This is a genomic window from Caulobacter sp. GW821-FHT09B11, from assembly GCF_059418205.1.
Map to the genome: position 1 here is coordinate 18,172 of NZ_JBWKPK010000001.1, position 24,281 is coordinate 42,452.

Sequence of the window (24,281 nt, forward strand, 5' to 3'; positions counted from 1 at the left end):
GTCAGCCTCCGGACGCGGCGGGCTTGAGGTCCCCGGCCTTGACGAAGCCCTCGGCGCTTTCCGGCACGTCGAGGTAATAGACAGTCGGGGGCGTGGTCCCCATTTCGAGCCGCCAGCGGCCGGGCCGCAGGCCCGAGGCGCCGAAGCGACCCACCCGGTTGGTGAAGATGGTGATCGGCTCGGCGCCATCGCCGCTCTTGGCCATTTCGACGGCGCGGCCGGACACCAGGGCCAGCGGCTGGCCGTCGGCGTCGACCAGGCGGCCGATGGCGGTGACCGAGTAGTCCGACCCCACCACCAGGCGATAGCCCGAGCGATACGGCGGGAAGACCCGGAACGAGCCGGAGCCGAGGTCGTAGCCGGCCGGGGCGTTGGGCGCGTCGACCGTGATCGTGCGCTCGGCGTAGGCGGCCAGGCCCGTCTCCAGCGCCGTGCCCATTTGCCCGGAGTTGGAGCTGTAGCCGAACGGCGTGGGGTTCACGACGATGTCCGCGCCCTTCAGGCTCTTGTGACCCTGGATGATGGCGAAGCTGTCGTAGATCGGCCGGCCGACCGACACCGCGCCGTCGGCGAAGCCGATCGAGGTGCCGACCCGCATCGAGGTGCGCCCGTTGTCCGGCCCGTCGAAGGCCTGGAAGTGGGACAGGCCCAGCTCCGCCCGGTTGGCGATGTAGTTGACGCTGCCGTTGAACGCGGCGTCGTCGGGCGAGCGCGAGACCTCGGCGAAGGCGTTGTAGGAGCCCACGCCCTGGCCGTGGATCGTCTGGTAGGCGATCCGCGCCCGGTCTTCGCGACCATCGTACTCGGCCCGCAGGCTGGAGTTGTTCGAGAACTGCCAGGACAGCGAGATCAGGGCCGAGGTTTCGCGGCGTCCGGGCACGTCGTCGTACATGAGGTTGGCCGTGACCGCGAGGCTCGAGGTCAGGCGGTAGCCCATGCCCAGCCGGTAGGCGCTGGCGTCCGGGAACGCGTCGCGTCCGGCCGAGTAGCGCCCGTCGAAGCTGGCGTAGATCGCGTCGCTGAAGGCGTGCGAATAGCCGACCCCGATCTCGTAGGCGTAGCGGTTGTCGGGGATGAAGGTCCCGACCGGGCCGAAGTCGCGGCTGCGGGTCTCGAACGACAGGTTCAGGGCGTCGGCGCGGCCGCCGGAGAACTGGAACAGCCGCTGGAAGCTGACGATCGCCGCATAGCCCGAGCCGTAGACGTCGATGTGCGACAGGGCGAAATCGACGCCCAGCGTGCCGATCTTGGTGCCGAACAGACCTTCAGCGCCCATCATGACGGTGGTGTCGTCGGCCTGGCCGTTGACGCCCAGGGTGACCCGGTCGGTGACGCCGCGGCGATAGAAGCCGCTGACCGTCCATTCCTCGGTGTAGTCGGGGCCGTCGAGCAGCAGCGGCGCCTTGACCCCGGCGAACAGGCCGAACTCCGACAGGCCCGGATCGAGCTGGGCGCGGTCGAAGAAGACGTTGAACTGCAGGGTCTCGCGCCGGCCGGTGTCGTCCTCGATGACCAGGCGGACGTCGTTGGAGCCCTGCGCGAACGGGAAGTCGCGCACGTTGTAGCGGCCGGGATCCAGGTGCAGCCGACGGGTCAGCTGGTTGTTGAGGATCACGCTGACGTCGGAGGGCCGGGCCAGGGTGAAGCTCTCGCGGCCGCGCGGTCGGGCGATCGTCTGCGGCTGCAGCACGCTGTAGGAACGGAAGATCGAGATCCCCGCCATGTCGGGCGCGGACTGGAAGCCGCGGCCGACGGCCTGCAGGTCGCCGGCGGTCCAGCGCAGCACGTTCTTGACGTCGTCATAGACGAAGCGCGTGCCCAGCCGTTGGAAGTCGTTGGTCGCGCCCGGCTGCCAGACGGCCTCGTTCTCGAACACCAGCCCGTTCATGCGCAGCGCGCTGTCGAGCAGGAAGGTCGGGTCGCCGAAGCCCTCGTCGAAGCCTTGCTCGACGTAGTCGACGGAGCCGCGGATGTTCATGTAGCCGCTGAAGCCGGCCGGCGGGAGGTAGGTCCCCACGCCCATGCGGTCCATCGGCGCGACCTGCAGGCTGCGCACCACCTTCAGCTCGGCGGGGATGACGATCCGCAGCTCGAGCGCCCGGGGGTCGTAGGTCATGCTCATGTTGGCGGCGGTCACCGCCTCGGGCGAGACCGTGCTGCGGCCGGCCAGCGACGAGCGCAGGGCCGCGATCGCCGGCGTGTCCAGCAGCGGAGCCAGCAGGCTCAGCAGCCGGTCGGACGGCATCGACAGCTGGCCATCGGCCGAGATCGCCAGCGGCATGTCGCCCAGATAGTAGTCGCCGGTCTTCAGCGGCACCGTCAGGTTGATGTCGCGGCCGGTCGGATTGAGCTGGCGACGAGCGTCGGCGGCCGTGGCCGCGCCGGGGGACGGGGCGCTGGTCGGCTCCTGGGCCGCGGCCAGCATGGCGTAGGGGATCGGCTCGGCCAGGGCTGCCAGGGGCGCGACGAGGGGCGTCGCGCCGGCCAGGCATCCCGCCAGCAGCCAGCGGCGGTAGGTCAACGACCTAGCGCCCTTCGTCGGACGAGAATTGAGCCTCAAGGGAGCCTCCTGCTGCCGCCGTCAAGGGCAGTTCGATGGGAACGGCGATCCGCCGCGTCTGGCCGGGGGCGATCAGGCCGAAGCCGATCGTCTGTTGGATCTCCGGACCGGGAATGGTCCGCGTGAAGACCGCCTTGCCCGCGGCGTCCTTCTCGATGATCCGCAGCTTTCCGCGGGACAGGTATCCGTGCGTGTTGGACGTGTTGGCCACGTAGACGATCGGCACCGGCTTGCCTTCGGCGTCGGTTCCGATCTCGCTCTTGGACAGGGCCAGGGACGGCTTGCCGCCGGCGGGGCCGACGCTGGCCAGGACCTGGAAGTTGTAGAGGATCTGGATGGCCGACTGGCCCTCCGGCAGCTTCACCGGCATCTGCGCCACGGTGACGTAGTAGTGCTTGCTCTGCGCCAGGGCCGGATCGCCCACCCACTGGATCCGGAACGACTGCGTCTCGCCCGGCTGGATCACCGCCTGCGGCGGGAAGATCAGCAGGTCGTTGGTCGGCGCGTCGCTGGGATGGGCGCCCTTGTCGTCGAAGGACAGCTCCTCGGCGTGCAGCTCGACCGGCAGCGGGTTGGCGAAGGTGTTCTGCACCGTGACGATCTGAGACATGCCCCGACCGGTCGGCTTGAGGTCGATGACGACGGGCTGGACGGTCATGGCCAGGGCGCTTCCGCCCAGGCCCGGCGTCCCCTGCGCCGCGAGGGCCGAGAGACAGAGGGCGGCGACCGCCCCCAGCCAACGCCCCCGGTAGTTTTTCGAACGAGTCATTCGGTGTCCGCTCCTCATGGGTGTTCGAGAGTTCAGTTCTGGGCTTCCAGTTCGACGACGAGGGTCCCGGCGTAGTCGCCGGCCACCATCGGCGCCCCGCCGCCAGCCACGGCGACGACGAGGTTCATCTGTCCGGCCGCGCCGTTGGCGGTGGCCAGGTCGATCGGGGTCAGGGCCGTGCTCGAGCCCGACGCGCTGGCCCCGGCCCAGTCGGCCGTGACCTGGAAGTCGAGGCTGTCGCGGAAGCCCGCGGCCGGCGCGGCGCCGCCGATGCGCGACAGGCCCGCGCCATCGGTGCGCACCACCAGGCGGTGGGCCGAGTTGCAGACCACCGGGAAGGCCAGGCTGATCGAGGCGTCGCGCGGCTGGGCCGTCTGGGGATCGACGAACTCGGTGAAGCGCACGACGCCGGCCTGGCCGCCCTGGGCGGTGAAGCTGGTGTTGGCGCCGGTGGCCGCCGAAGGCGGCGACAGCACGCAGGCGCTGGGCGCCTGGGCGATCAGCTCCAACTGGCTGGCGGCCTGGTCGCCCGTGGTGTTCACGGTCTGGGCCGAAGCAATCGAGGCGACGCCCAGCGTCGCGGCGGCGGCGAGGATGAGGGCGGTCTTCATTGGGGTTCCACCGTCAGCCGAAGGGTGTCGCGGTAGACGCCGGACACCAGCGGGGCATTGGTCTGCAGGTTCGTGGCGCCCGGCTGGATATCCAGCCGCAGGGTCACGTCGCCGACGACCGGCTGGTCGACCGCCTGGGCGCTGTCGCGGATCTGGCGGGCGCTGGCGTCGGCCTCGAAGCGGTTGCTGACCGGGCCCCAGGCCAGTGTGGCGGTGTAGGGCACCGCGTCGCTGAAGCCGGTCGGGGCCGGGGTCAGGCCCAGCTCCGAGCGCCACAGGCCGTTGTTCTGGCTCTCCAGCACGATCTGGTGGGCGTAGTTGCACACCGCCGCGAAGGTGACCTGCGCCGACGCGGCGCGGGTCGACAGGGTGACGGGGTCGGTCAGCTGGTCGACCTGCAGCGTGCCGCCGGTCAGGGTCAGGAAGTTGACCAGCTGGCCCGCGCCGAGCGTCGGCGAGGCGATCGTGCAGACCTTGGGGACCTGCCCCCGGACCACGAAGTCGCGGGTGTTGTCGTCGGTCTGCGCCCGGGCGATCTGGCCCAGCAGTAGCAGGGTGACGGCCGAGGCCCCGGCGAGAACGGCGGCCTTCATGCGATTGGTGCTGGTCATGGCGCCCTCCCCGCTCAACTGATCGCCGCCAGGGTGACGACAATCGCCCCCTGATAGGTGTCGTCGGCGACCGGCCGCAGGCTGGGACCGCCGGCGGTGGCGAAGTCCGACAGGCTGATGGTGATCTGGCCCGATCCGCCGGTGTCGCGGGTCTGGGTGGCGGCCGCGTTGGCGGCGTCTCCCGTGGCGTAGCTGGCGTCCACCGTGGTCCAGCCCGAGGCCGTGGCCGTGTAGTCGACCCCGCGCGAGAAGCCGTCCGGCGGCGTGGTCGTGAAGGCCTGGGCCGTCATCTGGGTGGCGGAGATGGTCAGCTGGCTCGGAGCGCCGCACTGGGTCCCGGTCAGCACCTTGGGCGGCGCCGACAGCGTCGACAGCAGCAGGCCCGTGGTGGTGTCGATCATCACCCCGACGTCGAACAGGTTGTCGCCGTCGGAGAGGTCGCCGATCGTGCAGATGTTGTCGGGCACGGTGGCGGTGATCTGGATCGGCCCGACGCTGTCGGACGGTCCGTAGGTCTGGGCCGAGGCGCCGCCCGTCGTTGCTAAGGGAGCGATGGCCAGGGCGAGGATGAGGAAGACACGCCGCATGGTTCAGCTCCCCGAAGCGGCCAGGCCCGCATCGGGCCCGAGGGTGATGGTCACGAGCGCGAGGTACGCGCCCGGCTGCAGCAGGTCGTCGCTGCTCACGGCGAAGTCCGAGACCACCAGGGTCAGGTCGGTCTCCTGCGGCGCGGGATTGGTCGCGCTGGACCCCGCGCCCGAACTGCTGCCGGCGCTGGTGCGGACGCTCGCCGCCGTCGCGCCCCAGGCGCTGATCGTGCAGGTGTAGTCCACGGAGCCGACGAAGCCGGCCTGGGTGGCGGCGGTCACCGCCAGCGGCGAGGCCGAGATGGCCAGGGCCGCGCCGGCGTAGTTGCAGAAGGTGCCGGGCAGCTGGATGGACTGGCTGGCGATGGTCGTCAGCCGGCCCACCCGCGCTCCCGAGGCTTCGGAGATCTGGCCCAGGGCCAGGGTTCCGGGATTGGGCGTCCCCAGCACGCAGACCTGGGCCACCTGGGCGTCCAGGCCGACGGCTCCCTGGACGGGATCCTGGGCGTGGGCGCCGGTCGCGGCGGACAGCGAGCCGAGGGCCGCCAGGGCCGCCGCAAGGCTCGTAACGCCCTTGGCGAGACAGGTCCGGTGCTGGATCATGACGACCTTCCTCCCCTTCAGGTGGCCGGAGCCAGCGTCACGGCCACCGAGCCCGAATAGGACCCGGAGATCAGCCGGCCGCCGGCGGGCGTGGCCGCGTCGGCGAAGCTGACGACGATGTCGCTGGCGAAGATGCCGGTGGAGCTCGCCGAGCCGCCGCCGGACGTGACGGTGGTGTCGGACGCCGACACCGAACCGCTGGCCGGAGCGGCCGAGGCGGTGGCGGTGTAGTCGATCCGACGTTCGAACCCGGTCGGCGCCGTGTCGGTGAAGCTGGTGTTGAAGATCGGCTGGGCCTCGACCGCCATGGTCGCGGACACGCCGTTGCACCAGCCGTTCAGCGTCGCCGTCCGGCTCGTCAGCTTGGCGCCGTCGAGCCGGCCGATGGCCGCGACGTCGCCGGCCTGCAGCGACAGTTCGCCCAGGTCGAGCACGACGTTGTCGGTGACGAACAGGCAGCGATTGGCCACCGTTCCATTCACCTGCACCGTGCCGGTGACGCTCTGGGCCTGGGCCTGCCCCCCGGCCGCGACGAGCGCGAAGCTCGCCGCGGCGGCGGTCAGGAGAAGGGTGCTACGCATGGCGTTTCTCCCCTTTCCCGCGCGATCACGAGGGCTCGATGGTGATCGAGATCGTGCTGGCGTAGTTGCCGGCCATCAGCAGCGCGCCCGAGGCGGTGTTCAGCGCATAGGCCTTGACCGTCAGGTTGCCGGCGCTGTTGGCCAGGCTGGTCGACAGGTTCTGGACCGTGGCGGCCGGCAGGGCGGCGGCGGTGACGTAGCTGACCGTCTGGGTCGTGCTGTTGGCCAGGGCGGCGTCGAGCGCGGCGGTGTAGTCGATCACGCCGGTGTAGCCGGTCGGGGCCGAGGCGCTGGGGGTCAGGGCCAGGCGGGTCGAGCTCAGGGTCACCTTGGGGGCGGCGCTGTTGCAGTTGACCCGGAACTGGGTGGAGCCGCCGGGGCTGGCGTTGGTCGAACCCGACAGGGTGGTCGACAGAGTGCCGTCGGCCTGGGCCAGCTCGCCCAGCGGGATCGAACCCGAGAAGGTGCCGCCGCTGCCGCCGGTGATGACCACGCACTTGGCCGCGACGCTGCCGGTGACGTTGACCGTGCCGGTGACCGTCTGGGCCATGGCGGCCGGGGCGATCGCCAGGCCCAGGAGGGCGGCGGCGCCGATGAGGATCGTCTTGTTCATGTCTTCACTCCCAAATGTCGCGCCGGCGGACCGGCTTCTGTCTCTGTTGTTCGGGCCGAGGCCCCCTCCCCCTGAAAGGACGCCGGATCCGCCGGGGGAGCGGACCCGTAAGCGCGGTCACGGCGAGACGCTGAGCGTCACCGTGAGCGAGTCCGAATAGGTGTTGGCGGCCGCCAGGATCTGGGCGCCGGCATAGGCGCCGCGATGAACCCGCACGTACGAGCCGCTGGTGTCGTAGGACGAACCGTTCAGGCGCAGGCCCTGGCTGGCCGAGGCCGGCCCCTTGAAGCCGCAGGTCGCGCCCGAGGTCGTCTTCAGGTCGCCGGTGTCGCAGGTGGCGTTGACCGTGCCGACGCCGACGTCGCCCACCAGGTTCAGGTCGACCAGATAGGGCGCCAGGTTGGTGTAGCCGGTCGCCGGCGTGACGCTGGAGGCCAGCAGGCCGCCGTTGCTCGAGATCACCGCCGCCCGGAACGGCACCGTGCATTGCAGGGTGAACGGGAAGTCGGCGGTGAAGGCGTTGTTGACCTCGCCGACGTCCTTCGTGCCGCTCGGCGCGGCGCCCGGCGAGAAGCCGCAGCGGCCGCCGACCGACGCCGTAACCGGAATGGACAGTACGATGTTGGGGGGCGATCCGCCCGCATAGGCGGTGACCTGGGCGCGGCTTTCACCAACGCTCGCCACGAATAGAGCTCCTGCGAGCAAGCTCCCGCCAAGTATCCAGTCCTTCAAGGACGGCTTGCGCTGGCTGCGCAGGGCGCGAGGAAGCGTCGATAGCTTGCCGGCCATGTCCCGATCCCTGCTTCTCTTAAAAAGTTCTTAATGAACGATTGCAGAGAACCGGGGACGTGAAATCCCCCACCTTGGGTACAGAATACAGTTTCACCCAGCGGGGGAATTCATGGAAGTTGAGGAGAATATTGGAAAACTAAATTGATATTAGTAATGCAAATCGATGATCTGGATTTGGATGATAATCATTATCAGCAAATGATGCGTCAAACTGACGCGAACGGACCCTTATTTATCCTAGGTTGTGGATAACTTCGCCGTAACTCGATTTAAGTAAGGCATAAAAATGGCGCGACCTAAGTAGCCGCGCCCGAAAGGGAGGGAAGAGGCCATGGATGGTTCCCACGCTTCGCTCATAGACATCAGCGCGGTACGCTTTTGCCTGGATGAAGACGAGATCGCCCGCATCGTCATCGACTCCCACGGAACCGTGCTGTGGCGCTCTCGCGCCGCGGCCGTGATGCTGTCGGGCGTGAGCCCCCTGGTCGATCGCGGCGGCAAGGTCGGTGGCGTCGACCGCCGGGCCCACCAGTTCCTGGTCGAGCGCATCGCCGAGGCCCTGGCCGGCCAGGAGGTCTGCCAGATCATCGACTGCGACCAGGACGAGCGCTACCTGATGCGCATGCGCGTGGTGCAGGACGGCGCCGACCGGGCGCTGGTGATCGTGCTCAAGGACTTCGACGCTCCCGCCCACCTGCCGCGCCTGGAGGCGATGTTCGGGCTGAGCATGATGGAGGCCCGGATCCTGGCCGAGATCATCGCCGGCAACAGCGCCGAAAAGATCGCCGAGCAGAAGGGCGTCTCGATCCTGACCGTCCGCACCCACATCAAGCACATTCACGGCAAGATGGGCGTGCGCTCGAAGGAAGAGATCCTGGCGTCGGTGATCAAGATCTTCGCCTGAACAGGCTTAGAATAGTCGATCCTGGAGCCAGAGAATGGCGGGATAAGCCGCCAGCCAGGTCCAGAAGAAGCGGTTGAGGCCGAACAGGCAGGCGTTGGCCAGGTGGAAGACCGCGGCCACGACCAGGCCCGCGATCAGCGTCGGCCGCGACAGCAGGCTCAGCGGAAAGGCCAGCTCGAAGGCCATCACCGCCCACGACATGACCAGCAGCAGGCGCGGCCGCGCCGCCCAGCCGCGCAGGCTCTCGGCGACCGGATAGGCCGAGAACTGGAACACCTGCCGCAGCGCCACGCCCGACCGCCAGTCGGGGTTGATGATCTTCACCCAGCCCGACACGACGTAGGACAGCATCAGCTGCGCGCCCAGATAGCCGAAGAACAGCTCCTTCAGGCGTGGCGCGGGCACGAGAGCCGCCAGCGTCAGGCACCACAGGGCCAGCAGGCCCATGCGATCGCTGCCGCCGTTGTAGGGTCCCTGGAAACGCCGCAGCACCATCAGCGACACGACCGCCAGCCCCGCCAGCGGCCAGGGCGAGGCGATCCCCGTCACGACCAGCAGGCACAACGCGATGCGCGCGGCGAACAGCGGGCGATCCGGGCGCGAGACGGACAGGTGCTCCAGGCTCTGCTGGATCAGGGCCAGGGCCAGAAGGACCTGGCTCAGGCGGGCGGCGGCCTCCAGGGTCATGCCGCGTCCTTCCACCGACGCGGCTCGGCGGTGAACAGCACCTCGCCGACGATCGCCCCGTCCTCCCAGGCCAGGAAAAGCAGTCGAAAGCTCAGCCAGCCGCTCGCCTGAGGGCCGAGGCCGGCGGCGATCCGGTGGAAGATCTCGTCCTCGCTGTGGGCGGTCGGCTGATCGACGAGGCGCTCGGCGCAGCTGACCAGGAACAGGTCCTCGTTGCGGCGCGGGTTCCAGAACAATCGCCCCAGCATGGCGGCGGGCGAGACCCGCTGCGGCCGCGGTCGAAACTCCCGCCATTCGGGGCAAGCCTCGGGCGAGGCCAGCAGCGCGTATTCGATCCGCGGCGACGGCGCGATCACGTCGAAGAAGTTCCACGACGGGATCAGGGCCGGCAGGAGGAGCTTCAGCGACTGCAGCATGGCCCCAGCGGAACGTTGGACGACGGGCGGAGAAGGTCGCAGTTACGCGCCCCGCCCCGCCCTGTCGAGCATACCCTCAGCGGCGGGTCGCCCGCGGCTCGGTGGGCGTCGTGACGGCCAGCGGCCGGTCGAGCGCCGGCGCGGCCGGTGCGAAGTCCGCCTGTCCGCCGCCGGCCCGGGCCATGGGCAGCGGGTCGAGCCCGCCCCGTCCCGCGCGATCCAGCGCCACCAGCAGGCCCTCCCACGGCACGCCGCCCTTGCCCCGCACCTCGCGCAGGTGGGCCGACGGATCATAGAGCCGCACGCCGGTGGTCAGCACGCCCATCTCCAGCAGCCCCAGCTGCCGCAGCAGGGCCGCCTCGGCGACATAGGCGTCGCGGCGCGAGCCCAGCAGGGCCAGCTGGGCCTCGCGCAGGGTCTGCTCGGCCACCAGCACGTCCAGCGTCGAGCGCTGGCCGACCCTGAACTCCTCGCTCATGCCGTCGAAGGCGACCTCGGCCGCCCGCACCTGGGCGATCTGCACCTTGATGTTGGCCCGTCCCGCCGCGGCCTGGTTCCAGGCCGACAGCACGTTCTGGATCACCTGCCGGCGCGCGGCCTCCACGCGCAGCAGGTCGGCCCCGTTGCGATTGAGCGCCTCGCGGTACGAGGCCCGGTAGGCGCCCCCGGCGAACAGGGGCTTGCTGACCGCGATGGTGGCGGTCCAGGCGCTGTCCTGGTCCTGGCTGTAGAAGGGCGCGAACTCGCCGGACGTCCCGTAGGCGGTGCGCGCGGTCACCGTCGGGCGGGCTGCGGTCTTGGCCAGCTCGGCCTGCAGGTGGCTCTCGCGCTCGGTCAGGCGCGCCTGTTCCAGATCGGGGTTGTCGCTCTCGGCGCGGTCGAACGCCTCTTCCAGCGTGCCCGGCAGCAGCGGCAGCGGGGTCTCGGGATCGAGCTCGCCGGGGTTCTCGCCGACCAGGGCGGCGTAGCTGGCCCGGCTGGCCTCGAGCTGCACCTGGGCGGCCATGATCTGGGCCACGGCGGCTTCGCGCTGGGCCTGCGCCTGGGCGACGTCGGTGCGGGTCACCTCCCCCGCCTCCTGGCGAGCCTTGGTGATGTCCAGCTGCCGCTCCAGGGCCGCCAGATTGCTGCGCCGGACGTCGAGGCTCTGGCGGTCGCGGCGGACGTCGGCATAGGCGGCGATCACCTGCAGCAGCAGGTCGCCCTCGGCCACGCGCAGGGCCGCGCGGCCGCCGCGGATGCGCAGGGCCGCCGCGTCGATCGCGCCGCTGGTCTGGCCGCCGCTGTAGAGCGGCTGCTCGAGGATCACCGTCGCCTGGCCCTGGTTGGTCTCCAGGCGGCGGCCGACCGTGGGATCGGCCACCCGGCGCAGGGCCTGGGCCGCGTCGCCGAACCGGTTGTCGGCGTAGTCGCCGGTCAGGCGCATCTCGGCCGACGGCCGCAGGCCCGCGTGGGCGCGCACATAGGCCTCGTCCAGCGCCCGCAGCTCGTAGCGCTGGCTCTGCAGCAGCGGATTGCCCTGATAGGCCCGCGCCAGGGCGTCGGCGACGTCTTCGGCCCGGGCGGCTCCCGGGGCGGTCGCGATCAGGCAGAGGGCGAGCGCGGCGCCGTTGCGCCGCCTCACGGCGTCAGGGCGTCGCGCTGGAACGCGTCGCTCCCCGCTTCGCCGCTCGTCGCGCCGCAGCCGTTGGCGCGCGCCGCGGTCAGGGCCCGCTCGAACCCCTTCAGGCGAAAGCGCTTGGGCGTCTCGTCGCGACCGGCGCGGATGGTCACGGTGCGCGCGCCCAGCAGCTTGTCGTGCGGGATCAGCACGACCCCGCCGGTCGGGTTGAACAGGTTGTCGGTCGACAGCGGCTCACGCCGGGCGGCCAGGGCCGGGAAGTCGTCGCGCCAGGCCACGGGCGGCTTGTCGTCGATGCTGTACCAGGCGCCGGCCACGTCGACGTCCTCGCCCAGGTGGAAGCCGAGCACGTCGCGGGCGTAGGTGATGCGCCCCTGCAGGACGCCCGAAGGCGCGTAGAGGCGGCAACGGGTCAGCCCCGTGAAGCCGTCGCGCTCGATACGCATCTCCCACCCCTTGAGGTGATAGGCCTTGGTCTTGACCTTGTAACCGGCGCGCCGACGCATCCCGTCGGTCGGGAAGGACGGGATTTCCGGCGGCAGGCTGGGCCAGGAGAGCCCCAGGGCGCCCGCGGCGGCGAGAGAAGCGATCAGCACGACGGGACGAACTCAGGCTTGGAGTTGCGGGGGATAGGTGACGACCTGGCGCTGGCCGTCGGCGCCGACGGCGTGGAACTTGAAGGTCTGGCCGGGGAAGACGCTGGCGCCGAGATCGGCGAGGATCTCGTCCTGGCCGCCGAACGGCGCCACCAGCTCGATCAGCCACGGGCGGTCGCCCGCCTTCCACTCGTCGGCCCGCAGCTTCTTGGCGCCGGCCACCAGGCGCTCTTCGGTCTCTTCCGAGACGAAGGCCCAGAACGCCACCGCGGCGGGGCTGTTGGGGCCGTTCCAGATGCGGAACTGCTCCAGCAGCAGGGCCGGCATGGCGAACCATTCCAGGTCGCCGATGAACAGCTGCTTGTGCACCGGCGACTGGGTCAGCAGCCAGGTGATCTCGCCCAGAACCTGGGACACCGTCTTCTGGGGCGTGGTCGCGGAAGCTGCGCCGTCGGCCATGATCGAAACTCCGTTGGGTCGGCCGGCCCTCCGTCGTGGAGAGCCGGCGTTTTAACACAGGGTGGCAGCAGGAACGGGCTAGGCGGTCATAAGCTGAGAGGCCGCGGCCTTGAGGCCGGCCGAGGCGGCCAGCGGCAGGTCGCGGGAGGCGCCGTCGCGGGTCCAGACGGCCGCGCCGCCGCCGGCCTGGCCGCCGAAGCCGGCCATGGCCTGACGCAGCAGGGCCTGGTTCTGGACCAGCGCCGGGTCGAGCGCGCCGGAGGCCGCCAGGCCCAGGCCAGAACCCTGGCCGGGGGCGGCGTCCATAGCCGCCAGCCGCGAGGCCAGCGAGCCGCCGCCCAGCAGGTCCGAACCGGCCTCCTGGCGCCACCAGGCGCTGGAGGCCTGGCCGGCGCCGCCATAGGCGGGGCCGGTGTCCAGAGGCTCGCCGCCCGCCAGCGACAGGCCCAGCGACGGGGCTCCGAAGCTCACCCCCAGACCAGAAAAGGCGGTGGCGGCCGAAGCCCCCTGCCCGCCGCCGGCCTGGCCCAGGCCCGTGGCGCTCACCGTCTGGCCCGCCTGGGCGTAGGCCTGGTCGACCACGTCCCGGCGCGCCTTGGCCGCGGCGTTGAAGTCGTTGGCCACGGCCTGCTCGGCCGAGATCAGCCGCACCTTGCCGGTCGTCTCCTGGCCGGTCAGCCAGCCGGCCTGCTCCGAGGCGCTCATCTTCTTCCAGCGTTTGGCGATCGAGGCGTCGACCCGGTCGTTGTCGCTGAAGTCCAGCTGGGCGGCGGCCTTGACCTCCTCGTAGCTGGCCCCGATCGCGTCCAGCAGGCCCTTGCGGGCCTTGATCCGCGCGGCCTTGGCCAAGGTCTTGGGATCGTTGGACAGACGGCCAAGCTCGCCGTCCTCGTCGGCCGCGCCCCACTCGGCCTGGTACGCGCCGGCGTAAAGGCCGTCGCTGCCCAGCACCCGCCGCGCCAGGGCCACGTCATAGCCCTCGCCCGTGCGGCCGTCGGCCCACACGAAGCTGATCGTGTTCTGCACGAAGCTCTCGGTGGTCAGCTCGCGGGTCTGGCCGGTGGCCACGCCGCCCAGGTTGATGGCCACGATGCCGGCCTGTTCCAGCGTGCGCAGCTCCCTGGCGGTCGAGCGGCCGTTCTGGTTGGCGTCGACGAACAGCAGGATCCTGGAGAAATCCTTGTCGTTCCTGTCGAGCAGACCATCGCCGTTGCTGTCCCAGGTGCGCAGGCCTTCCAGGTCGCTGGTCGCGCCCGGCTTGTCCTGCACGAACGACAGCTCCGACAGCTTGTTGATCGCCCCGTCGCCGTCGCGGTCCACGGCCAGGAAGCCGTCCGTCGGCCCCACCCAGCCGATCCGCGAGATCCCGCCGCCGGCCGTCCTGACCACCACCTCGGAGCTGTCCACCGCCGACAGGTTCAGCCCGTCGCCGTCCAGGTCCAGCGCGATCGGGTAGGCGTAGTCGTAGTTGTAGACGATCGACTGGGTCCACGCGATGTCGAGCTTGCGAAGGTCGATCGAGATCCCGCCGGCCAGCACGTACTCGACCGTGTTCAGGCTCTCGTACATCACCGTGTTCGAATAGCCGTCCATGGTCACGTACTTGACGCCGCCGCCCTGGATCTTCACGCGGTCGACGACCTGCGAGGCCGTCAGGGCCGTATTGGTCAGGTCCCTGGCGCCGATGTAGAGGTCGTAGCCGACCACCTCGTAGATCACGTCCTCGGCCGCCACCGTCGAGCCGAACACCAGGGTGTCCTCGCCGCCGGTGTCGATGATCGTGTCGAGGTTGGAGATCACCAGGCCATTGGCGTCGCGGGCTCGGTCGTAGGCGAACTGGTCGTCGCCGCCGGAAGTGATGATCGTGTCATCGCCCCAGCCCCCGACGATGACGTTGCCCTTGGTCTCCGACTGGCCGGAGCCGGCCCCGTAGATGGTGTCGTTGCCGTTGTAGCCGAAGATCAGGTCGGCGCGGTTGGCGCCGCCGTAGAGCGCCGTGTTGGGATTGTCATCGCCGGCCATGGCGTACTCGACGGCCGCCACGTCCAGTTGGCCCGCCCCGTCCAGATCGACCGACTTCAGCCTGTTGTTGCCGGCGACAGGATAGGCCCCCGTGTTGCCGTACATGCGGATGACGTCCGCGGTGCCGCGAATGCCGAAATCCAGCCAGCCGGTGGCCCCGCCGGCCGCCCCGATCCACAGGTCGTTGAAGGTGATGTTCTCGCCGAACTGGAAGGTGTTCCAGCCGGTGTTGTCCTCATAGACGATGTCGGAGCCGTCGCCGCGGTTCAAGACATAGGTGTCGGCCCCGGCACCGCCCTGCAGGATGTCGTTGCCGGCCCCGCCGACGAAGGTCTCGTCCGCCGCGCCGCCGTACATCGTGTCGGCATAGGCCGTGCCGATCACGCCCTCGACGCCGATGTAGCTGTGGTTGGAGACGGTCCCGTCAACGCCCCGCACCTGGCCCGTGCCCGAGCCCAGGTTGATGGTCAGCGCCGCCAGCGTGGTCGTGGTGGTCTCGTAGTGACCGCCGGTGACGACCCAATTGTACTGGTAGGTCCAGTCGTCGTACTCCCAGTAGCCGTCCTCGACCCAGGTCTGGTAGGTCGAGGTCCCGGCGGCGAAGCCTTCGGAGTAGTCGACGAAATCCTTGCCCTCGCCGCCGACGAACACGTCCTCGCCGTTGGTGGCGATGAGCCAGTCGTCGCCGCCCAGGCCCTCCAGCCGGTTGTGGAAGAAATTGCCCTTCAACTGGTCCCCGGCCTGGGAGCCGCGCAGGTTCTCGATCTCCTGCAAGGTGTCGCCCTCGGCGTCGCCGCCGTACACGTCGCCCGTGGAAAGATCGACATAGACCCCCGCCGACGAGCCGGCATAGCTGGCGGTGTCGTAGTAGCCGCCGCCGACCAGCAGGTCGGCGCCCGCGCCGCCTTCGAGGACGTCGTCGCCTTCACGACCGTAGAGCTGGTCGTCGCCGTCCAGGCCCTTGAGCACGTTGTTGCCGGCCGTACCGTAGAGGCGGTCGGCGTAATTCGAGCCCGTGGCGTTCTCGATGCTGACCAGGCCTTCGCTGACGATCCAGGCGCCGGTGACGGCGTTGGTGACGATCGCCGCACGGCTGCCCGCATAGGCGGCGTACCCGTCGGGATGAGCCGCCGTCCACTCCGGCGGCCGATAGTCGATGTCGAAGGCCACGCCAAAGCCCAGGCGCTCGGCGCTGATGGTGTCCTTGCCGTTCGGGTCGCCATTGAGGTCGCCGTCGCCGCCCCAGAACCAGTTGAAGGTGGCGTCCTCGGCGATCAGGAAGGTGTCGTCGCCGTCGCCTCCCTGCAGCACCTCGCCGCCTTGGCCATCAGCGATAATGTCGTTGCCGGCTCCGCCGTGGACGGTGTCCCCGCCATTTCCACCGGCCAGATAGTCATCGCCGGCTCCGCCAAAGAGAGTGTCGTCGCCGTCGCGCCCGATCAGGGTGTCGTTGCCGTCGCCGCCGTCGAGGTAGTCGTTGCCGCTGCGCCCGTCCAGCCAGTCCCAGCCGCTGCGGCCGTACATCGCGTCGCCGCCCGCGCCGCCGACGAAGATGTCGTCGCCGCCGTCGCCGGTCGACCAGTAGGAATTGTCGACCTGTTCGTAGTCCCAGCCGTTCCAGTAGTAGTCATACTGCTCGACCCAGACCGAATGGGTGTCGTCAATGGTTACGCCGCCGACCGCCAGGCGCTGGTCGATGAAGTCGTTGCCCATGGTGGTCGCGCCGGGATTGGTCAGCGTGTAGCCGACCTTTGTCATGTCATCGATGTTGACGATCTCGCCCTCGGCGTTCCAGTCGGAAATCGCCGCGTTGGCGACCCGCGAGGTGGGCTGGGTGAAGAAGCCGAAGGGCGCCTCGCCGCCGGTCGCCACCAGGCGCAGCACCATCCGCCGATAGGCCGTGCCAGGCGGTGCGGTCACCGAGCCGCTGATGGTGTTGTAGTTGGTCAGATCCCCGTGCCACGATCCGCCTTCCAGGCCCTGGCCGTTCATATAGGTCGAGCCCAGGTGGTTCATGTTGGCGTCGTAGAACTCGACGTACATCTGGGCCAGGCCGCGATGGTTGGCGGCCTTGACCGACGCCTCGTAGGTGACGCCCGCTATCGAGACCATCAGCGCTGAGCGCACGTCGATGACCGACCCCGCCGCCGGCGTGCCGGGCATATGCGTCCAGAACACGTCGTTGCCGCTACCCGACCAGTCGGCGTTCAAGTTCACGCCGCGCTGCGGATTGGCGACCTGCCAGGTCGCCATATCCCAGCCCTGCATGCCATTGTCGAAGCGGGCGTTGAGGATGTCATTGTCGCCCGGGCCATCTTTGGACTGCGCCAAGATCGAGAACAGGCCGTCGCTGTTTGCGCTACGGGCCTGGATCTCGGCCCCGGCGCCGGTCGCGTGAATGCGGACGTTCTCGTAGGCCGTGCCGTGGCCCTTGAGATCGAAGCTGTCGAGGAACCCGCGCAGCCCGCCGTAGAAGTCGGAGGTTGACCAGCTGTCGAGGCCCAGTTCGCTGACGCGCTGAAGCGTGATGATCCAGGGATTGGCGAGAACTTGGTTCTCCAGGGCGCCTATAATCTTGTCGATAAGGGCCTTGGCGCCGGTGTAGGTCGACAACTCGCTGGCGTTCAAGGCGTCGGTCCCGTGGGTGAGCGCCTTGTCGATCAGGGCCTTGTTGGCCGCGTAGTAGCTCTGCTCCGCCTCGGTCAGGGTGGCGTAGGCTCCAATGATGAAGCTCTTAATCAGGTCGCGATTGTTGGCGTAGAAGCGATAGTCGCTGGCGACCTGCAGATCGGCGGTCAGAGACGTAAGATCGGCCGCCGGCGAGCGGGCGACCACGCGCTTGGCGAAGATGTCGCCGCCGACGATCTTGGTGTTCCGGATCGCCGTGAGGGTCCCGTATTCCACCGCCTGATCGGCCGACGCGAAGTTGCTCTGGACGCCGTTGATCTTCACCCAGATCTGATTGCCGGTGTGGCCGTAGGCCTGCGTGGTGCCCGCTCCGTTCAGGTTGCTGACATAGGCTGTGGTGTTGGTATAGGCGATAACGCCGATCAAACCGTTCAACGTGTCACGCGCGGTCGTCGCCATCGTGGTGACCAAGGCGCGGTTGCCATTGTTGGTCACGGTCACCGCGCCCAGCTCATAGCGGGCGTAAGGGAGCTGCAATTCGGTATAGGCGCTCGCCGACGGGACTTTCGGCTTTTTCCGACCGAACAGGTTGCCGATCAACGCGCCGATCACGAAACCGACGAAGGACCCGATACCCGGAGCCCAGAAGTTGCCGAGCTTCGCCCCCCACTGAGCGTAGACGAGGTAGCTGCCGACGGCGGAACCAATCGACGAAAGCGCCACGCCCGCCTGTGTCTGCGGGCTGACCACCATCGCGCCGAGCTTCGCGCCGAGGAAGGACCCGATGGCGCCCATGAAGCCGGGCCCCGACGACGCCTCCACGCCGCCGCCGGTCACCCTCGTGACGAAGCCGCCGAAGATCTTCGTGGACCCCAGCGTCGAGTCGAGCAGGTTGCCGATGATCTTAGAGGTCACATAGGTGCTGGCCGTCGTGAAAAGCTCGGCCCCGAAGCCCTTCAGACCGAGCGCCTCGCCCAACTCCATGGACAGCCAGGAACTGATCGAGCCGATTGCCGCCTGTCCGGCCTTGACGGCGACCTCCGCGCCGAAAGCGCCGAGCCCGCCCTGGGTGGCCGCCTTGATGGCGCTCTCGGCCGACTGAGTGGCGAGCGCGGCCCCCAGTCGCTCGCCGATCTCTCCAAGGAGCGAAGAATAGACGATGGATTTGGCGGTGTTGTCGCCCGCCAGGAAATTCCCCAGCGACGAACCGGCCACCCCGCCCAGCGAGGAAACCAGCTCGGCCGACGCCTTCTTGTTTCGCTCCTGCTCGGCGGGCGTCAGGTTCCAAGACGACAGGTCTATGGGACCATTGCTCGCCAATACAATCGGCTGCGCCCCATTGTTGTAGGACACCTTCTGCGGCTTGAATATCTGAAAGAGGAAGCTCTTAACGTCACCAGGGAACGCGAACATTTTGGACGCGATCTGTTGGACGGCGTGCCAACCTCCGCCGGTATTCCGGGCGGTGACGACGATTTCCTCAAGGGCGACGGAATTGTCCGGCCGGGCCAGAGGCGCGCTGCCCGAAAGCTTCGCCTTCCCACCGTTCACCTCCGCCCGGTAATATCCCCCGAGCCCGCCCGGCGTGAAGTTTCCGATGACGACAGTCGGTCCGCCGCCGATCGAATAGTGCAGGGAGCCGTCCGGCCGGATCTCGGCCCAACCGCTGTCGTTCGCAAGGAAGCGGTCCAGCGCGTCGGTCAAGCGTCGCCAACCGCGGCTCGCAGCCCCGATCGCCGGCGACATCAGGCTGCCGGCGGCCGGAACCGGCGCCGCCCGTGACACCGCCCAGACGCCGCTGATGAAGGTCGCCTGATCCACATCCAGGTTTGTCGTGACGCCGCGATAGATGCGGTCGCTCGGCAAGCCAAGGGCGTCGCCCCAGTAAAGCTGGGCGCCCATCCGATTGAGTTCGGCATAGACCGTATGCCCGACGATGGTCGCGTCGATCGGCCAGCCGATGACGACCATCTCCCCAATGGTCTGCTGATAGATCCCCTCGATTTCGTCCGTGTTCGGCAGGCGCTGGTTGGTGTTCACGAACTGGGCGTAGTTCTCGACCTGCAGGCGGGCGAAATCGTCCACCGCCATCCCATAGCCATGCACCCCCTCGAAGCCGCCGAGGCCATGGTCCTCCCAGAACGCCTTGAACATGTTGCGGACATAGGAACCCGTGGGCGAGCCGGGAACGACGGCGCTGTCGTAGGACAAGGCTGCGTACTCGTCACCCAGCTCTTGGGCCATATACCTCCAGGCGCCGGCGACATCCCCGCCCTGCGCCATCTGCAACGCCGTGCCGGCGTTCCCGGAGGTGACAAGGTTCTGCCCAAGGCGGCGCGCCCGCGGCTTGATCGTCGGGCGGCTGAAAGCGCGCTTGTAGGCATCGAGCAGCGGCTCGATGAGGGGCGCATAATTCCGACCCGGCGAACCAATAAGGGGAGTTGCCATACTCATCACCCAAGCTTTTCAACTAAACGAGTCAGAATATTATTTTGAGAAGGTAGATATAATTTCCGGAACATCGAGTATTGCCCCAACCATCTCGGACAGCGGCTCTTCGCAGCCATTGGGCGCGTCTGCTATTGAGGCCACACTGAAGACACCGGCCTTCGTTGTTCCAACCCCCGTACAACTCAACGCAACACCGGGTTTTCCATTTCGATAGGCCAGCATGTCGCACTGAAGCAGAACGTTCTCCTGGCCGATGCTCCATTCCAGGGACGGCCCCGAGCGCTTCAGCGCGCCCCCGCCGCCGTTCGCGCTGCAACTCAGGTCGCTCGACATGACGCTCAGCGGCGCGCGTCCGGGGGGATTCATCATCCTGGCGCCGAGCGTCGACCTGGGGCGCAGCCGCCTGAAATCTGCGAACCGCTCGGGGCTATCCTTGAAATCGACCACGACGCGCACGCTGTCAGCCAGAGGCGACGCCGCCTCGCCGGGACGTCCGGCGCCCTTCTTCACGTAGAACTTCACCCTTGGCTTTTGCTCGGCGTAGTCGGGCACATAGACGTCGTAATATGACTGCGTCGGCACGGCGTACGCAGCGCCGCCGGCAGTGATCCCGAGCAAATCGCCCTGATATCCCGACTTCCACGACTTCAGCTCATCGGCTGAAAAGACGCGCTCACGGGACGACGCCTTTTCCGCCTGCGGCTTGTCACAGGCCGAGAACGCCAGAAGGACGACGAGAACGGCCAAGGTCCGTTTCAACGCATCTTCTCCGAGCCCGAGCACGCTTCGGCAAGCGCCGGAAAGCGCCTGTTGCCGCACGCCGCAATTGCGGTCATGACCAGCAGGCCCACGACCGCCCTCACCGTTCCCTCCCCGCCTCGCCCATGGTCTTGGCGACCGGCGACCAGATGAAGTCGATCACGCGGCGCTTGCCGGTGACGATCTCGACCGAGGCGCTCATGCCGGCCGACAGCAGGGCGCGGCGGCCCTCGACGCTCAGCTGGGTGGTCGAGAGCTTCACGCGCACGGGGAACACCAGGCCGCGCTTCTCGTCGACGATGGCGTCGGGGGAGATCTGTACGACCTGCCCCTGCAGCGTGCCGTAGCGGGTGAAGGGATAGGCCTCGAGCTTGACGATGGCGTGGTCGCCGGTGCGCACGAAGCCGGCGTCCTTGTTGAGGACCAGGGCCTCGACCACCAGGGCCTCGCCGTCGGGGACGATGGTGACCAGGGCCTTGCCGGTCTCGGCCACCTCGCCGAGCGTGGTCACCGACACGGCCTGGATGACGCCGCCGACCGGGGCGGTCAGGGTCTGGAGCTGGCGCTTCTGCTCGGCCTTGCGCAGGGCGTCTGCGCGAGTGGCCGCCAGGCCCTCGGCCTCGGCGCGCTCCTGGGCGGCCTGGCCGACGAACTGCTCGCGCAGTTCGGCGGCGTCGCGCGACAGGGAGCCGACCTGGGCGCGGGCCTCGTCGAGGCGGCCGCGCTGGGAGATCAGGTCCTGCTCGGCGGCGACCATGGCCTGCTCCTGCTGGAGAAGCTTCTGGCGGGCGCCGTAGCCCTTGGCTTCCAGCCCCTTCTGGTCGTCGAGCTGGCGCTGGAGGATCGGCAGGGTGCGCTGCAGCTTGACGATCTCGGCCTCGGCCTGGCGGGCGCTGGCCTCGGCGCCGGCGCGGCGCTCACCCAGCGAGGCGCGCTTGGCCTCGTAGGCCTGGATGCGGGCGGCCACCAGTTGGCGCTCGGCCTCGACGGCGGTCGGCTCGGAGTCGGGCGGCGCGATCACCGCCCCGCCGCGGCCGGCCGCGTAGCCCAACAGGGCGTTGGCGCGAGCCAGGGTCAGGCCCGCGGTGGAGAGCTCGGTCACCGCGCTCTCGGCGTCGGCGTCGGCCACGGTGGGGTCCAGCGCGATCAGCAGTTGGCCGGGGCGCACCCGCTCGCCTTCGCGCACCGCGATGGCGCGAACGACGCCGGGATCGGAGGGCTCGACGCTGCGCAGGCGGCCGGTGGGCACCAGGCGGCCTTCGGCGACGGCGACCATGTCGACCTTGGCCCAGCACGACCAGGCCAGGGCCCCGAAGGCGGCGGCGACGATGGTCCAGCTGATGGCGCGGCCGATCGGCGACGGCGGGCTTTCGACGATCTCGAGCGCGGCCGGCAGGAAGGCGGTCTCGACCCGCTCGCGGGCGGCGCCGGCCCGGCGGCGGCGGCTTTCTTCGCTCCAGGCCTGGGTGAAGACGCGGAGGTGGGCGGCGAGACTCATGCCTCCACTCCATGGTGACCCTGCATCTGGGCACGCCAGAGCTGGGCGTAGCGGCCGCCGGCGGCCATCAGCGATTCATGGGTGCCGGTCTCGGTGACTTGGCCGTTCTCCATGGTGACGATGCGGCTGGCCATGCGGATGGCGCTGAGCCGGTGGGCGATGACGATCACCGTCCGCCCACGAACAATCTGGCGCATGTTGGCCTGCAGGATCGCCTCGCTCTCGGCGTCGAGGGCGCTGGTGGCCTCGTCGAGGATCAGGATGCGGGGATTGGTGATCAGGGCCCGGGCGATGGCGATGCGCTGGCGCTGACCGCCCGACAGGTTGGAGCCGCGCTCTTCCAGCACGGTGTCGTAGCCTTCGGGCAGCTCCAGGATGAAGTCGTGGGCGCCGGCCATGCTGGCGGCGGCCATGACCGCCTCCATCGACAGCGACGGATCGGCCAGGGCGATGTTCTCGCGCACCGAGCGGTTGAACAGCAGGTTCTCCTGCAGCACCACGCCGACCTGCCGGCGCAGCCAGGCCGGATCGACCTGGGCCAGATCGACGCCGTCGACCAGCACGCGGCCGCTCTCGGGCACATAGAGGCGCTGGACCAGCTTGGTCAGGGTGGACTTGCCCGAGCCGGAGGGCCCGACCACGCCGATCACCTCGCCCGGCTCGACCGCCAGGCTGACGCGGCGGATGGCCTCGCGGCCGCCCGGCTTGTAGCGGAAGGTGACGTCGTCGAAGGCGATGCGCCCCTCGATGCGCGGCAGGGCCGCGCGCGACGGCGAGAACTGGGCTTCGGTCGGGCTGTTGAGCACGTCGCCCAGGCGCGCGATGCCGACCCGCGCCTCCTGGAACTGCTGCCACAGGCCGGCCAGGCGCAGAACCGGCTCGGCCACCCGGCCGGCCAGCATGTTGAAGGCCACCAGTTCGCCGACGGTCATGTGGCCAGTCAGGGCCAGGCGCGCGCCGATATAGAGGATCAGGACGGTCGAGGCCTTGTTGATCAGCTGGATCGCCTGGCCGCCCCAGATGTTCAGCCGGGCGGCCTTGAAGCCGGCGGCGACGTAGCCGGCCAGCAGGCGCTCCCAGCGGGTCTGCATCTGCGGCTCGACGGCGGCGGCCTTGAGGGTCTGCATGCCGGCGACGCTCTCGACCAGGAAGGCCTGGCTTTCGGCGCCGCGCTGGAAGCGCTCCTCGATGCGCCGGCGCAACGGGCCGGTGATCAGGCCCGCCGTCAGGGCGTAGAGGACGATGGCGATCAGCACGATCAGCATCAGCCACGGCGAGTAGAACCACATCACCACGAGGAAGATGACCGTGAACAGCAGGTCGATGACCAGGGTGACCGACGACGAGGTCAGGAACTCGCGGATCGTCTCCAGCTCGCGCACCCGGGCGATGGTGTCGCCCACGCGCCGGCTCTCGAAATAGGCCATCGGCAGGGCCAGCAGGTGGCGATAGAGCCGCGCGCCGAGCTCGACGTCGACGCGGCTGGTGGTGTGGGTGAACAGCGCCGCGCGCAGGCCGCCCAACAGGGTCTCCATCAGGATCACCGAGCCGAGGCCGATGGCCAGCACGTCCAGCGTGGTCAGGCCGCGGTGCACCAGCACCTTGTCGATCACCACCTGGAAGATCAGCGGCGTAGCCAGGGCGAAGAGCTGCAGGGTCAGGGAGGCGGCCAGCACCTCGCCCAGCAGGCCGCGATACTTGACCAGCGCCGGGATGAACCAGGTGACGTCGAACTTGCCGCCGCCGGGAACCTCCGAACGCGAGGCGATCAGCACGGCCTCGCCGTCCCAGACGGCGAACAGGTCGTCCATCGACAGCGTCTTGGGCGGCTGGCCGGGCCATTGCACCAGCACCTCGCCGGCGACCGCGCGCGCCACGATGAAGAAGTCTCCGGCGCGGCCCTTGGCGATCACCGGAAGCGGCGCGTCCTCCAGACGTCGCAGCGGCAGGCGGGAAAGCTTGGCCTTAGCGCCCATGCGGCGGGCCAGACGGACCAGATCGCCGGCGTCGGCCGGCGCGCCCTTGCCCATGGCATGGCGAAGCTGTTGGGGATCAGCGCCAATCTGATGAAACCCCAGGATGAGGACAAGGCACTCGAGGCCTTCGTCCCCCTCCGAACGCGAACTGGTCACCCTACGCCCCACCACAACCGACGCGGGCAGATTACACTTGTCACGCTAACCTTTGCAATTGCGAAACAACATCTCGAACGCGAAAATTGCGTGTCAGTCCACGGCCTACTCAACCGATTTCATTTCAAGCCGGGATCATCGGGTTCGCGCCTGCGGAAAACCCTTCCCGCAGACAATGACCAACGTCGATGAAGGGGCGGCGAGTTCGGGATGCGGCGGCGCCTGGAGATCACGCGACGCCAAGGTTTATAGGCGATTGACCATGACCGTCGACGAGCGGAAGGCGGCGATCGGAAGTTCGGGAAACCGCAGGCGTGTTCCGTGGATCTCCGCCCGGAGAGAAGCCCGGCCGCCGGATCCGGGCGTTTCGGGACCAATCGG

General features: G+C 69.0%; 19 protein-coding genes. 1 reads left to right on the top strand and 18 read right to left on the bottom strand.

What is annotated here, in order from left to right:
* Position 1 precedes the first annotated feature (1 nt).
* From AC07N1_RS00095 to AC07N1_RS00135, 9 genes are all read right to left on the bottom strand, one after another.
* Positions 2-2,521 (bottom strand): fimbria/pilus outer membrane usher protein, encoded by a 2,520-nt coding sequence (locus AC07N1_RS00095; protein WP_494669898.1) that lies wholly within the window; start codon positions 2,519-2,521, stop codon positions 2-4.
* Positions 2,522-2,525: 4 nt separating this feature from the next.
* Positions 2,526-3,329: a fimbrial biogenesis chaperone gene (locus AC07N1_RS00100; protein ID WP_110119377.1), complete on the bottom strand. Its 804-nt coding sequence runs from the start codon at positions 3,327-3,329 to the stop codon at positions 2,526-2,528.
* A 32-nt stretch (positions 3,330-3,361) separates the two neighbouring features.
* A complete protein-coding gene (locus AC07N1_RS00105) occupies positions 3,362-3,940 on the bottom strand; it encodes a hypothetical protein (RefSeq protein ID WP_494669899.1) in 579 nt (192 codons plus the stop codon).
* Entirely contained in the window at positions 3,937-4,551 is a 615-nt protein-coding gene (locus tag AC07N1_RS00110) for a hypothetical protein (protein WP_494669900.1), read from the bottom strand. Before AC07N1_RS00110 ends, AC07N1_RS00105 begins: the two co-directional genes overlap by 4 nt.
* Positions 4,552-4,565: 14 nt before the next feature.
* Positions 4,566-5,138: a hypothetical protein gene (locus AC07N1_RS00115; RefSeq protein ID WP_494669901.1), complete on the bottom strand. Its 573-nt coding sequence runs from the start codon at positions 5,136-5,138 to the stop codon at positions 4,566-4,568.
* A 3-nt stretch (positions 5,139-5,141) separates the two neighbouring features.
* Positions 5,142-5,741, bottom strand: coding sequence for a hypothetical protein (locus tag AC07N1_RS00120; protein ID WP_494669902.1), 600 nt, complete (start codon positions 5,739-5,741; stop codon positions 5,142-5,144).
* A 17-nt stretch (positions 5,742-5,758) separates the two neighbouring features.
* Entirely contained in the window at positions 5,759-6,322 is a 564-nt protein-coding gene (locus tag AC07N1_RS00125; RefSeq protein ID WP_494669903.1) for a hypothetical protein, read from the bottom strand.
* A 25-nt stretch (positions 6,323-6,347) separates the two neighbouring features.
* On the bottom strand, positions 6,348-6,935 hold the full coding sequence (locus AC07N1_RS00130) for a hypothetical protein (RefSeq protein WP_110119383.1): 588 nt from the start codon (positions 6,933-6,935) through the stop codon (positions 6,348-6,350).
* 117 nt (positions 6,936-7,052) lie between these two features.
* The gene (locus tag AC07N1_RS00135; RefSeq protein WP_494669904.1) at positions 7,053-7,619 is read right to left on the bottom strand and encodes a hypothetical protein; all 567 of its coding nucleotides are present in this window, start codon (positions 7,617-7,619) and stop codon (positions 7,053-7,055) included.
* Between the two features lie 439 nt (positions 7,620-8,058).
* On the opposite strand from AC07N1_RS00135, the gene AC07N1_RS00140 reads away from it, so the two are divergent.
* Positions 8,059-8,631: a helix-turn-helix transcriptional regulator gene (locus AC07N1_RS00140; RefSeq protein WP_494669905.1), complete on the top strand. Its 573-nt coding sequence runs from the start codon at positions 8,059-8,061 to the stop codon at positions 8,629-8,631.
* Between the two features lie 6 nt (positions 8,632-8,637).
* Here AC07N1_RS00140 and AC07N1_RS00145 read toward each other — a convergent pair whose 3' ends face one another.
* The 9 genes from AC07N1_RS00145 to AC07N1_RS00185 all read right to left on the bottom strand — a co-directional run bounded on the left by AC07N1_RS00145 (position 8,638) and on the right by AC07N1_RS00185 (position 23,915).
* On the bottom strand, positions 8,638-9,318 hold the full coding sequence (locus tag AC07N1_RS00145) for an HTTM domain-containing protein (protein WP_494669906.1): 681 nt from the start codon (positions 9,316-9,318) through the stop codon (positions 8,638-8,640).
* Positions 9,315-9,734, bottom strand: a complete 420-nt coding sequence (locus tag AC07N1_RS00150; protein WP_494669907.1) for a hypothetical protein — start codon at positions 9,732-9,734, stop codon at positions 9,315-9,317. Before AC07N1_RS00150 ends, AC07N1_RS00145 begins: the two co-directional genes overlap by 4 nt.
* A gap of 76 nt (positions 9,735-9,810) precedes the next feature.
* Positions 9,811-11,358, bottom strand: a complete 1,548-nt coding sequence (locus tag AC07N1_RS00155; protein WP_494669908.1) for a TolC family outer membrane protein — start codon at positions 11,356-11,358, stop codon at positions 9,811-9,813.
* Positions 11,355-11,951 (bottom strand): hypothetical protein, encoded by a 597-nt coding sequence (locus tag AC07N1_RS00160; RefSeq protein WP_494669909.1) that lies wholly within the window; start codon positions 11,949-11,951, stop codon positions 11,355-11,357. Before AC07N1_RS00160 ends, AC07N1_RS00155 begins: the two co-directional genes overlap by 4 nt.
* Before the next feature lie 12 nt (positions 11,952-11,963).
* The gene (locus AC07N1_RS00165) at positions 11,964-12,410 is read right to left on the bottom strand and encodes a toxin-activating lysine-acyltransferase (protein WP_494669910.1); all 447 of its coding nucleotides are present in this window, start codon (positions 12,408-12,410) and stop codon (positions 11,964-11,966) included.
* Positions 12,411-12,488: 78 nt separating this feature from the next.
* On the bottom strand, positions 12,489-19,304 hold the full coding sequence (locus tag AC07N1_RS00170; RefSeq protein ID WP_494669911.1) for an SPM autocatalytic domain-containing protein: 6,816 nt from the start codon (positions 19,302-19,304) through the stop codon (positions 12,489-12,491).
* Positions 19,305-19,547: 243 nt separating this feature from the next.
* Positions 19,548-20,258 (bottom strand): hypothetical protein, encoded by a 711-nt coding sequence (locus AC07N1_RS00175; RefSeq protein ID WP_494669912.1) that lies wholly within the window; start codon positions 20,256-20,258, stop codon positions 19,548-19,550.
* 112 nt (positions 20,259-20,370) lie between these two features.
* Entirely contained in the window at positions 20,371-21,768 is a 1,398-nt protein-coding gene (locus AC07N1_RS00180; RefSeq protein WP_494669913.1) for an HlyD family type I secretion periplasmic adaptor subunit, read from the bottom strand.
* Positions 21,765-23,915 carry a type I secretion system permease/ATPase gene (locus AC07N1_RS00185; RefSeq protein ID WP_494669914.1) on the bottom strand — a complete coding sequence of 717 codons (2,151 nt, stop codon included), beginning with the start codon at positions 23,913-23,915 and terminating at the stop codon, positions 21,765-21,767. Before AC07N1_RS00185 ends, AC07N1_RS00180 begins: the two co-directional genes overlap by 4 nt.
* Positions 23,916-24,281: the final 366 nt, after the last annotated feature.